General features: G+C 55.9%; 13 protein-coding genes. 8 read left to right on the plus strand and 5 right to left on the minus strand.

Going from position 1 to position 14774, the window contains the following annotated elements:
- Nucleotide 1 precedes the first annotated feature (1 nt).
- Complete coding sequence (gene aceE, locus LJA86_RS15355) at nt 2-2665, minus strand: pyruvate dehydrogenase (acetyl-transferring), homodimeric type (RefSeq protein WP_028015529.1); 2664 nt, start codon at nt 2663-2665, stop codon at nt 2-4.
- Nucleotides 2666-2788: 123 nt separating this feature from the next.
- A complete protein-coding gene (gene pdhR, locus LJA86_RS15360; RefSeq protein ID WP_008501960.1) occupies nt 2789-3553 on the minus strand; it encodes a pyruvate dehydrogenase complex transcriptional repressor PdhR in 765 nt (254 codons plus the stop codon).
- Nucleotides 3554-3816: 263 nt separating this feature from the next.
- Between pdhR and LJA86_RS15365 the strand changes: the two genes are divergently transcribed.
- From LJA86_RS15365 to LJA86_RS15380, 4 genes are all read left to right on the plus strand, one after another.
- Entirely contained in the window at nt 3817-4044 is a 228-nt protein-coding gene (locus LJA86_RS15365; RefSeq protein ID WP_048028490.1) for a hypothetical protein, read from the plus strand.
- Between the two features lie 46 nt (nt 4045-4090).
- Complete coding sequence (aroP, locus tag LJA86_RS15370) at nt 4091-5461, plus strand: aromatic amino acid transporter AroP (RefSeq protein ID WP_024907477.1); 1371 nt, start codon at nt 4091-4093, stop codon at nt 5459-5461.
- 164 nt (nt 5462-5625) lie between these two features.
- Complete coding sequence (locus LJA86_RS15375; RefSeq protein ID WP_229226380.1) at nt 5626-7023, plus strand: glycoside-pentoside-hexuronide (GPH):cation symporter; 1398 nt, start codon at nt 5626-5628, stop codon at nt 7021-7023.
- 10 nt (nt 7024-7033) lie between these two features.
- Complete coding sequence (locus tag LJA86_RS15380) at nt 7034-7984, plus strand: family 43 glycosylhydrolase (protein WP_063620801.1); 951 nt, start codon at nt 7034-7036, stop codon at nt 7982-7984.
- 18 nt (nt 7985-8002) lie between these two features.
- Here LJA86_RS15380 and ampE read toward each other — a convergent pair whose 3' ends face one another.
- Both ampE and ampD read right to left on the minus strand, forming a co-directional pair.
- The gene (gene ampE, locus LJA86_RS15385; RefSeq protein WP_063620800.1) at nt 8003-8857 is read right to left on the minus strand and encodes a beta-lactamase regulator AmpE; all 855 of its coding nucleotides are present in this window, start codon (nt 8855-8857) and stop codon (nt 8003-8005) included.
- A 9-nt stretch (nt 8858-8866) separates the two neighbouring features.
- Nucleotides 8867-9418, minus strand: a complete 552-nt coding sequence (gene ampD / locus LJA86_RS15390) for a 1,6-anhydro-N-acetylmuramyl-L-alanine amidase AmpD (RefSeq protein WP_069720170.1) — start codon at nt 9416-9418, stop codon at nt 8867-8869.
- An 87-nt stretch (nt 9419-9505) separates the two neighbouring features.
- Here ampD and nadC point away from each other — a divergent pair, with 87 nt between their 5' ends.
- The 4 genes from nadC (at nt 9506) to hofC (ending at nt 13580) form a co-directional block, all read left to right on the plus strand.
- Nucleotides 9506-10399 carry a carboxylating nicotinate-nucleotide diphosphorylase gene (gene nadC / locus LJA86_RS15395; RefSeq protein ID WP_021240514.1) on the plus strand — a complete coding sequence of 298 codons (894 nt, stop codon included), beginning with the start codon at nt 9506-9508 and terminating at the stop codon, nt 10397-10399.
- A gap of 176 nt (nt 10400-10575) precedes the next feature.
- The gene (gene ppdD / locus LJA86_RS15400) at nt 10576-11013 is read left to right on the plus strand and encodes a prepilin peptidase-dependent pilin (RefSeq protein ID WP_069720169.1); all 438 of its coding nucleotides are present in this window, start codon (nt 10576-10578) and stop codon (nt 11011-11013) included.
- 10 nt (nt 11014-11023) lie between these two features.
- A complete protein-coding gene (gene gspE, locus LJA86_RS15405) occupies nt 11024-12406 on the plus strand; it encodes a type II secretion system protein GspE (RefSeq protein WP_229226381.1) in 1383 nt (460 codons plus the stop codon).
- A complete protein-coding gene (gene hofC, locus LJA86_RS15410) occupies nt 12396-13580 on the plus strand; it encodes a protein transport protein HofC (RefSeq protein WP_063620792.1) in 1185 nt (394 codons plus the stop codon). The genes gspE and hofC overlap by 11 nt, the downstream gene beginning before the upstream one ends.
- A 41-nt stretch (nt 13581-13621) precedes the next feature.
- On the opposite strand, the gene LJA86_RS15415 is transcribed toward hofC, so the two are convergent.
- Nucleotides 13622-14665, minus strand: a complete 1044-nt coding sequence (locus LJA86_RS15415) for a GMP reductase (protein ID WP_229226382.1) — start codon at nt 14663-14665, stop codon at nt 13622-13624.
- Nucleotides 14666-14774 lie beyond the last annotated feature (109 nt).

The raw sequence follows: 14774 nt of genomic DNA on the forward strand, positions 1-14774 counted from the left end.
CTTACGCCAGACGCGGGTTAACTTTTTCTGCATCGATGTTGAATTTGGTGATTGCGTCCGCAACCACTTTCTTATCGATTTCGCCACGTTTAGCCAGTTCGCCCAGTGCTGCTACAACCACGTAAGAAGCATCAACTTCGAAGTGGTGACGCAGGTTTTCGCGGCTGTCAGAACGACCGAAGCCGTCAGTACCCAGAACGCGATAATCATCAGCTGGAACGTAAGTACGAACCTGCTCAGCGAACAGTTTCATATAGTCAGTAGACGCCACCGCTGGCGCGTCGTTCATCACCTGAGCGATGTACGGAACGCGTGGGGTTTCCATTGGGTGCAGCATGTTCCAGCGCTCACAATCCTGGCCATCACGCGCCAGTTCAGTGAAGGAAGTCACAGAGTACACATCGGAACCGACACCGTAGTCTTTCGCCAGGATCTGTGCTGCTTCACGAACGTGACGCAGGATAGAACCGGAGCCCAGCAGCTGAACTTTACCTTTGCTACCTTCGATGGTTTCGAGTTTATAGATACCTTTACGGATACCTTCCTCGGCACCTGCTGGCATTGCCGGCATGTGGTAGTTTTCGTTCAGGGTGGTGATGTAGTAGTAAATGTTCTCCTGCGCTTCACCGTACATGCGCTGCAGACCGTCATGCATGATGACTGCCACTTCGTACGCGTAAGACGGGTCGTAAGAGATACAGTTAGGGATAGTCAGAGACTGAATGTGGCTGTGACCATCTTCGTGCTGCAGACCTTCACCGTTCAGGGTCGTACGACCGGAAGTACCACCGATCAGGAAGCCGCGAGCCTGCTGGTCGCCTGCCTGCCAGCACAGGTCACCGATACGCTGGAACCCGAACATGGAGTAGTAAATGTAGAACGGGATCATCGGCAGGTTGTTGGTGCTGTAAGAGGTCGCAGCAGCCAGCCAGGATGCGCCTGCGCCCAGCTCGTTGATACCTTCCTGCAGGATCTGACCTTTCTCGTCTTCTTTGTAGTAAGCAACCTGCTCACGGTCCTGCGGGGTGTACTGCTGGCCGTTCGGGCTGTAGATACCGATCTGACGGAACAGACCTTCCATACCGAAAGTACGCGCTTCGTCGGCAATGATTGGCACCAGGCGATCTTTGATCGACTTGTTCTTCAGCATCACGTTCAGGGCACGAACGAAAGCGATAGTGGTAGAGATCTCTTTGTTCTGCTCTTCCAGCAGCTGAGAGAAGTCTTCCAGCGCTGGCAGTTCCAGCTTCTCGGTGAAGTTAGGCTGGCGAGCTGGCAGGTAGCCTTTCAGCGCCTGACGACGTTCGTGCAGGTACTTGTGCTCTTCAGAGCCTTCCGGGAAGGTGATGTAAGACAGGTTTTCTACCTGCTCATCGGTGACTGGAACGTTGAAACGGTCGCGGATATAACGCACGCCGTCCATGTTCATTTTCTTAACCTGGTGAGCGATGTTTTTACCTTCTGCGGTATCACCCATGCCGTAACCTTTGATGGTGTGGGCCAGGATTACAGTCGCTTTACCTTTGGTTTCACGCGCTTTTTTCAGTGCAGCGTAGATTTTCTTCGGATCGTGACCACCGCGGTTCAGGGCCCAGATCTGCTCATCAGTCCAGTCTGCAACCAGGGCTGCGGTTTCTGGATATTTGCCGAAGAAGTGCTCACGCACGTAGGCACCGTCTTTGGATTTGAAGGTCTGGTAGTCACCGTCAACGGTTTCGTTCATCAGCTGGATCAGTTTACCGCTGGTGTCTTTACGCAGCAGTTCGTCCCAACGGGAACCCCACATGACTTTGATCACGTTCCAGCCAGCACCTGCGAAGATGCCTTCCAGTTCGTTGATGATCTTGCCGTTACCGGTTACCGGACCATCCAGACGCTGCAGGTTACAGTTGATGATGAAGCACAGGTTGTCCAGCTTCTCACGGGTCGCGATGGTGATCGCGCCTTTGGATTCTGGCTCATCCATTTCGCCGTCGCCCAGGAAGGCGTATACGGTCTGCTCAGAGGTGTCTTTCAGACCACGGTGTTCCAGATACTTCAGGAATTTCGCCTGGTAGATCGCACCGATTGGGCCCAGACCCATTGATACGGTCGGGAACTGCCAGAATTCAGGCATCAGTTTAGGGTGCGGGTAAGAAGACAGACCTTTACCGTGAACTTCCTGACGGAAGTTGTTCATCTGCTCTTCAGTCAGACGACCTTCCAGGAATGCACGTGCATAGATGCCCGGAGAGATGTGGCCCTGGAAGTACACCAGATCGCCGCCGTCTTTCTCGTTCGCTGCACGGAAGAAGTGGTTGAAGCACACTTCGTAAACGGTCGCAGAAGACTGGAAGGACGCCATGTGGCCACCCAGCTCCAGGTCTTTCTTGGATGCGCGCAGAACGGTCATGATGGCGTTCCAGCGAATTGCAGAACGGATACGACGTTCCAGATCCAGATTGCCCGGGTATTCCGGTTCGTCTTCGACGGCAATCGTGTTTACGTAGTTGCTAGCCCCTGCACCTGAAGCAACCTTCACACCGCCTTTGCGGGCTTCAGAAAGCAGCTGATCAATCAGATACTGAGCGCGCTCAACACCTTCTTCACGGATGACCGATTCGATCGCCTGTAGCCAGTCGCGAGTTTCGATCGGATCCACGTCATTTTGGAGACGTTCTGACATGGGGGTATTCCTTATCTATCTAATACGTTGATTTGTCTGGAACCTGTCCCATTGTGCTCTTGGGCAAGAACACAATAAGACAGGTTCTGCGTTTAGTTGCCGCGCTCTAAAAGTACCTGGCGCTTAATCCTTTCGTTGCTGTATGCGGCGTAATGAACGTTCGCGACGCGATTGTTCACGGCTGCGGTCCAGCAAGATTTCCTCAATGAAAGCCAGATGGCGGTGCGACGCTTCGCGCGCCTGCTCCGGTTCCCCGGCCATTATCGCCTCGAATACTCGGGTGCGATGGTTGCTTACCAGTGGGAGCATGTCCCGACGGGCATACAACAATTCAAAATTTTGACGAACGTTCTGGGCCAGCATCGGCTCCATGCAGCGTAGCAGATGGAGGAGCACCACATTGTGTGCCGCTTCGGTGACGGCGATTTGATACTGGACGACGGCGCTGGACTCGGCGTCTAAATCGCCGGACTGCTGTGCCCGTTCAATGGCCTGATGCAGTTCGCGGATACGCACGCGATCTTCATCAGTGCTGCGAAGGGCGGCGTAATAGGCCGCAATACCTTCCAGCGCGTGACGGGTCTCAAGCAGGTCAAACTGGGATTCTGGGTGGTCAGAGAGAAGTTCTACCAGCGGATCGCTGAAGCTCTGCCACAGGCTGTTTTGCACAAAGGTTCCGCCGCCCTGGCGACGAAGCAGCAAGCCCTTTGCTTCGAGACGTTGAATCGCCTCACGCAGAGAAGGACGTGAAACGTCGAACTGTTTTGCCAGCTCGCGTTCTGGCGGAAGTTTCTCACCCGGGCGCAGAGTCCCTTCGAGGATTAAAAACTCCAGCTGCTGCTCAATCACATCAGATAGTTTTGGTTGGCGAATTTTGCTGTAGGCCATATTCCCTGTCTTACGCCTTTTTGCCCGGAGTCAATTGGTCTTACCAATTTCTATTTCGTATCGCTAAAGTAACAAAGTATTCACCTTCTGTCCATATTGGTTTTGATTGAAATCAGTAAACCCTGCACATTTTAACAACCTTACAGAAATAACGTTTCAGAAATGTAACTTTGCACAAATGAGTTGATTACCCCCAAAGAGGGAGTTTTAACCATAATGAAACGAGGGTTTTTGCAATCTGAAGCGATTCAACAAGGCAAATAATGAAAATTCGCCCACTTAAGGCGCATTTCTATTCTATAGGTTGGGAGAGGAACAACGAGCGGGCCGATTTACAAATGCTTTCTTTTTATTCAAGTCGTCATCACCCCTTCATAAAGCAGGTGCATTCGCAGGCACTTACCACTATTCTGGCGCTTACGGAAGTCTTCTCCGCTTTTTTCGGTCTCGTTAACCGTAAAGAAATAAATACAGAATATGGATTTTCATAATTACACACGCTCAGCGTGAACATAACAACCACACACGAGGTTTCAAATGGAAGCTCAACAGCACGGCGATCAGCTAAAGCGCGGGCTTAAAAACCGCCATATTCAGCTCATCGCACTGGGCGGTGCGATTGGTACCGGCCTGTTTCTGGGCAGCGCATCCGTTATCCAGTCTGCCGGTCCGGGCATTATTTTGGGTTACGCGATTGCGGGTTTCATTGCTTTTCTGATCATGCGCCAGCTGGGCGAAATGGTAGTGGAAGAGCCGGTCGCGGGCTCCTTCAGCCACTTTGCCTATAAATACTGGGGCAGCTTTGCCGGTTTCGCCTCGGGCTGGAACTACTGGGTGCTGTACGTTCTGGTTGCCATGGCCGAACTGACCGCCGTCGGGAAATACATTCAGTTCTGGTATCCCGAAATCCCAACCTGGGCTTCTGCTGCAGCCTTCTTCGTCATTATCAACGCCATTAACCTGACCAACGTTAAAGTGTTCGGGGAGATGGAGTTCTGGTTTGCCATCATCAAGGTCATTGCCGTGGTGGCGATGATTATCTTTGGCGGCTGGCTGCTGTTCAGCGGCAACGGCGGCCCGCAGGCCACGGTGCGCAACCTCTGGGAACAGGGTGGCTTCCTGCCTCACGGCATGACCGGCCTGGTGATGATGATGGCGATCATTATGTTCTCCTTTGGCGGACTGGAGCTGGTAGGGATCACTGCCGCTGAAGCCGACAACCCGGAGCAGAGCATCCCGAAAGCCACAAATCAGGTTATCTACCGTATTCTGATCTTCTATGTGGGCTCACTGGCCGTGCTGCTCTCCCTGCTGCCGTGGACGCGCGTCACCGCCGACACCAGCCCGTTTGTGCTGATCTTCCACGAGCTGGGCGACACCTTTGTCGCCAACGCCCTGAACATCGTGGTGCTGACCGCAGCGCTCTCCGTATACAACAGCTGCGTATACTGCAACAGCCGTATGCTGTTCGGCCTCGCCCAACAGGGCAACGCGCCGAAGATGCTGCTTAACGTTGATAAACGCGGCGTGCCGGTGAATACCATCATTGTTTCCGCCATCGTGACCGCCCTGTGCGTGCTGATTAACTACATGGCACCGGAATCGGCGTTTGGCCTGCTGATGGCGCTGGTGGTCTCTGCCCTGGTCATCAACTGGGCGATGATCAGCCTGGCGCACATCAAGTTCCGCCGCGCGAAACAGCAGCAGGGCGTCACCACGCGCTTCCCTGCCCTGCTCTATCCGCTGGGTAACTGGATCTGCCTGCTGTTCATGGCGGCCGTGCTGGTGATCATGCTGATCACGCCGGGTATGGCGATTTCCGTCTACCTGATCCCGGTCTGGATTGCGATCCTGGGCGTGGGCTATCTGTTCAGTCAGAAAAGCCGTAATGCCATGAAGGCACACTAAGCCTTTCTCCGCGGTACCTGCTTTTACGGGTACCGCGCGTTGTTACCTCCCTCACACTTTCGCGCCCACAGCGCATTTATCCATATCACCGCCCTGATACTGCAACGCATATATCCCTTCGCCAGCGAATAATTCTCTCCATACCGTAAACCGGAGAGCTGTCGATGGATAACAACACACTGTCAGTAAAAGAAAAGATCGGCTATGGGATGGGCGACGCCGGATGCAACATTATCTTTGGCGCCATCATGCTGTTTGTTAACTATTTTTATACGGATATTTTTGGCCTCGCCCCTGCGCTGGTCGGCGTGCTGCTGCTGTCTGTCCGCGTGATTGACGCCGTAACGGACCCGATCATGGGCGCGATTGCCGACCGTACCCGCAGCAAATATGGCCGGTTTCGTCCATGGCTGCTGTGGATCGCTTTCCCCTACGCGCTGTTCAGCATCCTGATGTTCACCACGCCAGAGTGGAGCTATAACAGCAAAGTTATCTATGCCTTTGTCACCTATTTCCTGCTGTCGCTGACCTATACCGCCATCAACATCCCCTACTGCTCGCTGGGCGGGGTGATCACTAACGACCCGAAAGAGCGCGTCGCCTGCCAGTCGTATCGCTTCGTGCTGGTCGGCATCGCCACGCTGCTGCTCTCATTAACGCTGCTGCCGATGGCCGACTGGTTTGGCGGGGACAACAAAGCCAAAGGCTACCAGATGGCGATGACCGTACTGGCGCTGATTGGCACCTGCATGTTCCTGTTCTGCTTCGCCACCGTGCGCGAGCGCGTGCGCCCGGCGGTGCAGACCAACGATGAGCTGAAAAACGATCTGAAAGACGTGTGGAAGAACGACCAGTGGGTACGCATTCTGCTGCTGACGCTCTGCAACGTCTGCCCCGGCTTTATCCGCATGGCGGCCACCATGTATTACGTTACCTGGGTGATGGGCCAGAGCACCCACTTCGCCACGCTGTTCATCAGCCTGGGCGTTGTTGGCATGATGCTCGGCAGCGTGCTGGCAAAAGTGCTGACCGACCGCTGGTGTAAGCTGAAGGTCTTCTTCTGGACCAATATCGTGCTGGCGATTTTCTCCTGCGCCTTTTATTTCTTCGACCCGAAAGCCACCGTCACCATCGTGGTGCTCTACGTCCTGCTGAACATCCTGCACCAGATCCCGTCTCCGCTGCACTGGTCACTGATGGCCGACGTGGACGACTACGGCGAGTGGAAAACCGGGAAGCGCATCACCGGCATCAGCTTCTCGGGCAACATCTTCTTCCTGAAGCTGGGGCTGGCGATTGCCGGGGCGATGGTCGGGTTCCTGCTCTCCTGGTACGGCTACGACGCGGGCGCGAAAGCGCAAAGCGCGGACGCCCTTAACGGGATCGTGCTGCTCTTTACCGTCATTCCCGGCATTGGATACTTAATTACTGCGGGCGTGGTACGTCTGCTGAAGGTGGATCGTGAAACCATGAAGCAGATCCAGGCCGATCTGGAGAAACGCCGCACCAACTACCGTGAACTGAACAACTATCAGGAACTGAAAGCCGCAGAGACAAAATAAGGAGAGCCAAATGCATCAGTGGCCAAACCCGTTTATCGAACAACGCGCCGATCCGTACATTTTACGCCATGAGGGGCAGTACTATTTTATCGCCTCCGTGCCGCAGTACGACAGGCTGGCGATCCGCCGCGCAGCGTCGCTGGAAGGCTTACGTCATGCCGAAGAAGTGGTGGTCTGGCGTAAACCCGACGCTGGCCCCATGAGCCAGCTGATATGGGCGCCGGAACTGCATCATATCGACGGAAAGTGGTACATCTATTTTGCCGCGACGCACACGCAGGCGCTCGATGCACTCGGGATGTTCCAGCACCGCATGTTTGCCATTGAATGTACCGACAGCGATCCGCTTACCGGCACGTGGGTGGAAAAAGGGCAAATCAAAACCCCGTTCGATACCTTTGCTCTGGACGCTACCACCTTTGTGCATCAGGGGAAACGCTGGTATCTGTGGGCGCAAAAGGCACCGGATATCACCGGGAACTCCAACCTTTATCTGTGCGAAATGGCGAACCCGTGGACGCTAAAAGGCGAGCCGGTGATGCTCAGCAAACCGGAGTATGACTGGGAGTGTCGCGGATTTTGGGTTAACGAAGGCCCGGCGGTGTTGGTTCACGGCGATAAGCTGTTTATCAGCTATTCCGCCAGCGCCACCGACGAGAACTACTGCATGGGACTGCTGTGGATAGACCTGAATGCCGATCCGCAAAACCCTGCAAACTGGCACAAATCCCCGCGTCCCGTATTCGTGACCAGCTACGAAAACCGCCAGTTCGGCCCGGGCCACAACAGCTTTACACAAACGCCGGAAGGGGAAGATGTGCTGGTGTATCACGCGCGAAACTACACCGAAATTGAGGGCGATCCGCTATACGATCCGAACCGTCATACCCGCCTGAAGCACGTCCGCTGGAATGAAAACGGGATGCCTGATTTCGGCATCCCGCCTGCGGATACGCTTTAGTCTTTGCGGCGCGCTGGCTTACACCAGCGTGCCGTAGATCGTCAGCAGCGCCACGATAACCACCACCACAAACGACGTTTTCTTCGCCATGGAGACAGCGGCTTTCGGTGTTTCAATCTTGTCGGTATGCGGCTCACGCGCCAGCGAGAACTGTGCCAGACGCGTTAACACCTGGTACTGCGACGTATGGCGGTCAGCAAGCGAAGCAAACCATGCGGGCAGCGCTTTCTCACCGTGTCCAATTAACGCGTACACCACGCCCACCAGACGCACCGGGAGCCAGTCGAGCACGTGCAGGATGGCATCGATGCCGGACAGCAAACGTTCATGCGGCGTCAGATAGCGGGCAAGCCAGGTCTGCCAGGCGCGCAGGAACGCATACCCCATCAGCAAGACCGGTCCCCACGGGCCGCCCACCACAAACCAGAACAGCGGCGCCAGGTAGTAGCGGAAGTTAATCCACAGCAGCGCGTTCTGCAGTTCGCGCAGAAACTCGCGCTCGTCGCAGTCCGGCGGCACGCCGTGGATCATCGTCAACTCGCTCGCCATGGCACCGCGCGCATGGGCATCGTCACGGGAGGCGGCTTTCAGGTAGGCGTGATAGTGCAAACGCACCTTGCCCGCACCAATGCACAGCACGCCGAGCAGGATCCACACCACCAGCAGCGGCACGTTGAAAAACAGTCCATGCAGCGCGCGCAGCAGCAGGAACGTAATGACCATCACTCCTGCCATCATCAGCAGCGTGCGCAGCATGGAAAAATGTTTGATACGGCGGAATAACACCTCCAGCCGGTGATCCAGATGCCAGTGCTCGCCGAGCTTGAACAGGCGTTCAGCGATGATAACCAGCAGCATGGTAAACAACGTCATGGTATCTCCTTATTCTGACGACGCGGTGAGCATGGCGCGGAACCGCAGCCAGTCGAATGCCGGGCCGGGATCGGTTTTTCTCGCCGGGGCAATATCACTGTGTCCCGTAATATTGTCGGCGATGGCCGGATAGAGTCCGATAAGCGTGCGGGTCACAGCCGCTAACTGTTGATACTGTGAATCGGTGTAGGGCGTGGTATCCGTGCCTTCCAGCTCGATCCCGATAGAAAAATCGTTGCACCGTTCGCGCCCGTGATACATCGACACCCCGGCATGCCAGGCGCGCTTATCAAATGGAACATACTGAACCACTTCACCATCGCGACGAATCAGGCAATGAGCCGACACGCGCAGATGCGCAATCTCAGCAAAGAAAGGATGGGCATCGGGATCTATCGTTCCCGTGAATAACGCATCGATCCACGGGCCGCCAAATTCCCCCGGCGGGAGACTAATATTATGAACCACCAGCAGTGTGGGCTTTTCATCCTCCGGGCGGCAGTCGTGGTGCGGCGAAGGCACATGCCGCGCATCCACCAGCCATCCGTTTTCTAACAACATGCTGGAACTCCTTATGTATGGTGCTGTTACTCGGTTCAGAGTAGCATGTTTCAATATTATGATTCGTTACCAATTTGGAGTTTTATCATGCCGCCTCGCCGCTACAACCCCGACCACCGACGTGAAGCGCTTCTGGAACGTATTAATATGGATATTCCGGCAAGCGTTGCCCATGCTTTGAAAGAAGACCTGGGCGGTGACGTCAATGCCGATAAAGATATTACCGCACAATTGTTGCCAAAAGAGACACGCTCCCACGCGGTCATTATCACCCGCGAAGAGGGTGTTTTTTGCGGCAAGCGCTGGGTTGAAGAGGTCTTTACCCAACTGGCGGGCGATGATGTGCAGGTAACATGGCACGTTGAAGATGGCGATAGCGTCACGCCCAATCAGCCGCTGTTCGAGCTGGACGGCCCCTCCCGCGTCTTGCTGACCGGCGAACGTACCGCGCTCAATTTTGTACAAACGCTCTCTGGCGTTGCCAGTGAAGTGCGCCGCTACGTTGACCTGCTGGCCGGCACCCGAACCCAGTTGCTGGATACCCGCAAAACGCTGCCGGGTCTGCGCACGGCGCTGAAGTACGCGGTGCTCTGCGGCGGCGGCGCAAACCATCGTCTGGGCCTGTCCGACGCTTTCCTGATTAAAGAGAACCACATTATTGCCTCGGGCTCCGTGCGCCAGGCGGTGGAGAAGGCCTTCTGGCTGCACCCGGACGTGCCGGTTGAAGTGGAAGTGGAAAACCTGGACGAGCTGGAGCAGGCGATTAAGGCCGGGGCCGATATCATCATGCTCGATAACTTCGAAACCGAGCAGATGCGCGAGGCGGTAAAACTGACCAACGGCCGGGCCCAGCTCGAAGTGTCCGGAAACGTCACCTTCGAAACAATCCGTGAATTTGCCGAAACCGGCGTGGATTACATCTCCGTCGGCGCGCTGACCAAGCACGTTCGCGCTCTCGACCTCTCGATGCGTTTTAAATAGTCATTCCTCTCCCCTCTCCGCCCGGAGAGGGGAATTTCAGCCCCGCTCGCAAATCCGCTGTTCTTCCCTGCAACGCGGCATAAATTCTCTGAATGCGCTCTCCCGTTCCTTTTTTTGCCCCTCGTTTCTGCCCTTTCGCGCTGACAGAGTAGCGCCACCTAACGTAAGGAGCAGATATGAACAGACAACACGGATTCACTCTCATTGAGCTGATGGTGGTCATCGGCATTATTGCGATTCTGAGCGCCATCGGCGTACCTGCCTATCAGAACTACCTGCGCAAAGCGGCGTTGACCGATATGCTGCAAACCTTCGTCCCCTACCGCACCGCCATCGAGCTTTGCGCGCTGGATCACGGGGGCGTGGAGAGTTGCGATGCCGGCAGCAACGGAATCCCTTCCCCCACCACGACACGCTACGTGTCGGGAATGAGCGTAGCGAAAGGGATCGTGACCTTAACAGGACAGGAAAGTCTTAACGGGCTGGAAGTGGTCATGACGCCGCAGTGGAACGACGCTAACGGTATGACGGGCTGGACGCGTCTCTGCAACATCAGCGCTGTTAGCGCCCTGAAGCAGGCCTGCGAAGACGTTTTCCGCTTCGACAATAACTGAGGAGCGGAAAATGAAGACCGATCAACTCGTGGCGCTTTGTCTTCGCCATCACGCACTGCTGCTTACCAGCGACAGTGAAATGGTCAGCATTGCCGTCGTGGGCAACCCCGCGGCTGAACTCATGGAGGCGCTGCGTTTCGCGACTCAGAAACGGATTGATATTGAGTGCTGGAGCGCTGAGCGCATGGAAAAACACCGGCAGCTCACGTCACAATCACATCTGCCCGGTGTTTCGCAAGCGCATTCAACGGTAGATATCCTCAACCACACGCTGCAGCAGGCAATCAACCAGCGCGCCTCTGATATTCATATCGAACCGATGGAGCACGCGTGCCAGATTCGTTTACGTATCGACGGCGTACTTTGCCCGCAGCCTCCGCTTGCGCCGGAACTGGCTAACCTGCTCAGCGCGCGTTTAAAAGTGCTGGGTAACCTGGATATTGCTGAGCGCCGTTTACCCCAGGACGGCCAGTTTACGATTGAGCTGGCCAACGAGCCGGTCTCGTTTCGGATCGCGACGCTTCCCTGCAGCGGCGGCGAGAAAATTGTGCTGCGTCTCCTGCAGCAGGTTCCGCAGGCCCTTGAGCCGAAAGCGCTTGGCATGAATGCTGAGCAGCTGGCCTGTTTTAATGCGGTTCTCCACCAGCCACAGGGGCTGATTCTGGTCACCGGGCCTACCGGCAGCGGCAAAACCGTGACGCTGTACAGCGCGCTGCAGTCGCGTAACACCCCTGACGTCAATATCTGCAGCGTCGAAGATCCTATTGAGATCCCCCTTGCCGGATTAAACCAGACGCAGATTAATCCCCGGGCGGGTTTAACCTTCCAGAGCGTGCTGCGGGCGCTGCTGCGTCAGGATCCCGACATCATAATGGTCGGCGAAATCCGTGACGGTGAAACGGCCGGGATTGCCATTAATGCTGCCCAGACCGGGCACCTGGTGCTGTCGACCCTGCATACCAACTCGACGACGGAAACGCTGGTTCGCCTGGAGCAGATGGGCGTCGCACGCTGGATGATTTCCTCCGCGCTGACGATGGTGATTGCCCAGCGACTGGTTCGACGTCTGTGTCCGTACTGCCGACAGAAAAGCGGGGAGCATGCGGACTTACCTCGCTCAGTATGGCCCAGACCGCTTCCACGCTGGCAGCCTACCGGCTGCGAGCGCTGTTACCACGGTTTTTATGGCCGCGTGGCCATTTTTGAAGTACTTGGGATCGACAATGCCCTGCGACAGGCCATTGCCAGCGGGGCGGGAACAGACGTCATCGAGGCGAGCGCCCGCCAGGCAGGGATGATTTCTCTTTTTGAACACGGCTGCATGGCCGTCGAACAGGGGCTAACCACGATTGAAGAGTTGCTGCGCGTCCTGGGAATGCCCAATGGCGGCTAATCAGCTCTGGCGCTGGCGTGCGCTCACCAAAGATGGAGAACCCCGAAGCGGGACACTCTGGGCCACGGACCGCAATGCGGCCTTCACCCGGCTAATGCGTAACGACCTCCATCCTCTGACGCTTACCCGATGCACGCAGCGGCGCCGCTGGCGGCAACACCACTGCGACGAGATGTTTCATCAGCTCGCCACGCTTCTGCAGGCTGGACTGACATTGTCCCACAGCCTGCAAATGCTGGCAGAACAGCATCCGTTAAAACCGTGGCAGGCGCTGCTGCAAAGCATTGCCGATGAGCTCAGTGAAGGATGCCCGTTTTCGGAGTCGCTAAAAAAGTGGCCAGCCGTTTTTAGCCCGCTGCATGTCTCGATGGTGAAGACCGGGGAGCTGACAGGGAAGCTGGAGGCGTGCTGTCGTCAGCTCGCGCAGCAACAAAAAGCGCAGCAGCAGCTCAGTGCAAAAGTGAAAAAAGCGCTCCGCTACCCGGCGATCGTCCTGACGCTGGCTGTAGTGGTTGTGCTGGCGATGGTCACCCTGGTCCTGCCCGAGTTTGCTGCGATCTACAAAACGTTTAATACCCCGCTTCCCGTGCTGACGCAGATGGTCATGGGAATGGCCGCCTTTATGCAGTCATATGCCCTCGCGTTGTTCGCCCTGCTACTAACCCCCTTTGCCGTCGCCTGGGCTCTGCGGCAGAACCCTCGCTGGCAGCAAATCCTGATGCAGACGCCCGTGATGGGCGCACTGGCAAAAGGCCAAAAGCTGGGACACATCTTTACCGTGCTGTCACTCACGCAACAGGCAGGCATCCCCTTTTTACAGGGTCTGGAGAGTGCAGAAGAAACCGTTGAGAGCCGGTACTGGCAAGGGATACTTCGCAACGTGCGGGAGGACATTGAAAAAGGTCTGCCCGTCTGGTCATCCTTTCAGAAGGCGGCATTGTTTACCCCGCTCTGTATTCAGCTTTTACGAACCGGTGAGATGTCAGGTGCGCTGGACATCATGCTGGCAAACCTTGCCCGTCATCACACGGAACAGACCTTTCAACGAGCAGATAACCTGGCGGCGCTTCTGGAGCCGCTGCTACTGATTGTGACGGGGGTCATTATCGGTACGCTGGTGGTGGCCATGTACCTGCCGATATTCCACCTGGGAGATGCGATGAGCGCGGGATAGTACAATAGGGCTGGCGCACGAGCATGCGCCAGCGAAAGCCATTACAGGCTATTGAATACGCGGTTTTCTTGTTCCTGAACGCGAATAAACGTCGTACGCTTTGTCAGCTCTTTCAGGCGGGATGCGCCCACGTAGGTGCAGGCAGAACGCAGGCCGCCGAGGATATCGCGTGCGGTGTTTTCAACCGGGCCGCGCAGAGGCAGCTTCACGGTTTTGCCTTCTGCCGCGCGGTATTTTGCCACGCCACCGACGTGACGGGTCATCGCAGACTCAGAGCTCATGCCGTAGAACAGCATAAATTTCTCGCCGTTCTCTTCAACGACGGTACCGCCGCTCTCTTCATGGCCTGCCAGCATACCGCCGAGCATCACGAAGTCCGCGCCACCACCGAAGGCCTTTGCTACATCCCCCGGCATGGTGCAACCGCCGTCGCTGATGATCTGGCCGCCCAGTCCGTGCGCCGCGTCGGCACATTCAATGATGGCAGAGAGCTGCGGATAACCGACGCCGGTTTTGACGCGTGTGGTGCATACGGAGCCCGGGCCAATGCCTACTTTCACGATATCGGCACCGGAGAGGATCAGTTCTTCACACATTTCACCGGTCACCACGTTGCCCGCGATGATGGTTTTCGTCGGCCAGGCCTCACGCGCCTTGCTGACGAACTGCACGAAGTGCTCGGAGTAACCGTTCGCCACATCAATACAAACGAAGTTCAGCGCCGGGTTAGCCTTCAGGATCTGTTTGGTCTTCTCGAAATCCGCATCGGAGGTGCCGGTGGAGACCATCACATGCTTCACCACATCAGCAGAGGCGGACGCAACAAACGCATCCCACTCTTCAGGGCTGTAATGTTTGTGCACGGCGGTGAGAATATCGAACTGTGCCAGCGCGGTTGCCATCTCAAAGGTTCCCACAGTATCCATGTTGGCAGCGATGATCGGCACGCCAGACCAGGTCTGACCGGAATGCTTAAAGGTGAATTGACGTTCGAGTTCAACGTCTGAGCGACTTTTCAGTGTAGAGCGTTTAGGGCGGATAAGAACGTCTTTGAAACCTAACTTCAGATCTTCTTCGATACGCATGTGCGGATTCCTGGGGTTAGAGGCAAATATGTTAAAAGCACAACTCCAGTGACGCTATCATACGCACTAATACCTGCTCCGCAAGACTGCGAAATTCTCTTTTTTTACG

Source organism: Enterobacter sp. TCD1-1 (assembly GCF_020567405.1).
In the GTDB taxonomy this organism is placed as follows: Bacteria; Pseudomonadota; Gammaproteobacteria; order Enterobacterales; family Enterobacteriaceae; genus Enterobacter; species Enterobacter quasiroggenkampii.

Bases quoted from the DNA above. Each gene is read 5' to 3' on its own strand.
- ampD (WP_069720170.1), bottom strand. From the start codon at position 9,418: ATGTTGTTAGAAAACGGATGGCTGGTGGATGCGCGGCATGTGCCTTCG.
- ppdD (WP_069720169.1), top strand. From the start codon at position 10,576: ATGAACAGACAACACGGATTCACTCTCATTGAGCTGATGGTGGTCATC.
- hofC (WP_063620792.1), top strand. From the start codon at position 12,396: ATGGCGGCTAATCAGCTCTGGCGCTGGCGTGCGCTCACCAAAGATGGA.
- LJA86_RS15415 (WP_229226382.1), bottom strand. From the start codon at position 14,665: ATGCGTATCGAAGAAGATCTGAAGTTAGGTTTCAAAGACGTTCTTATC.
- aroP (WP_024907477.1), top strand. From the start codon at position 4,091: ATGGAAGCTCAACAGCACGGCGATCAGCTAAAGCGCGGGCTTAAAAAC.
- pdhR (WP_008501960.1), bottom strand. From the start codon at position 3,553: ATGGCCTACAGCAAAATTCGCCAACCAAAACTATCTGATGTGATTGAG.
- ampE (WP_063620800.1), bottom strand. From the start codon at position 8,857: ATGACGTTGTTTACCATGCTGCTGGTTATCATCGCTGAACGCCTGTTC.
- nadC (WP_021240514.1), top strand. From the start codon at position 9,506: ATGCCGCCTCGCCGCTACAACCCCGACCACCGACGTGAAGCGCTTCTG.
- LJA86_RS15375 (WP_229226380.1), top strand. From the start codon at position 5,626: ATGGATAACAACACACTGTCAGTAAAAGAAAAGATCGGCTATGGGATG.
- aceE (WP_028015529.1), bottom strand. From the start codon at position 2,665: ATGTCAGAACGTCTCCAAAATGACGTGGATCCGATCGAAACTCGCGAC.
- LJA86_RS15380 (WP_063620801.1), top strand. From the start codon at position 7,034: ATGCATCAGTGGCCAAACCCGTTTATCGAACAACGCGCCGATCCGTAC.
- LJA86_RS15365 (WP_048028490.1), top strand. From the start codon at position 3,817: ATGAAAATTCGCCCACTTAAGGCGCATTTCTATTCTATAGGTTGGGAG.
- gspE (WP_229226381.1), top strand. From the start codon at position 11,024: ATGAAGACCGATCAACTCGTGGCGCTTTGTCTTCGCCATCACGCACTG.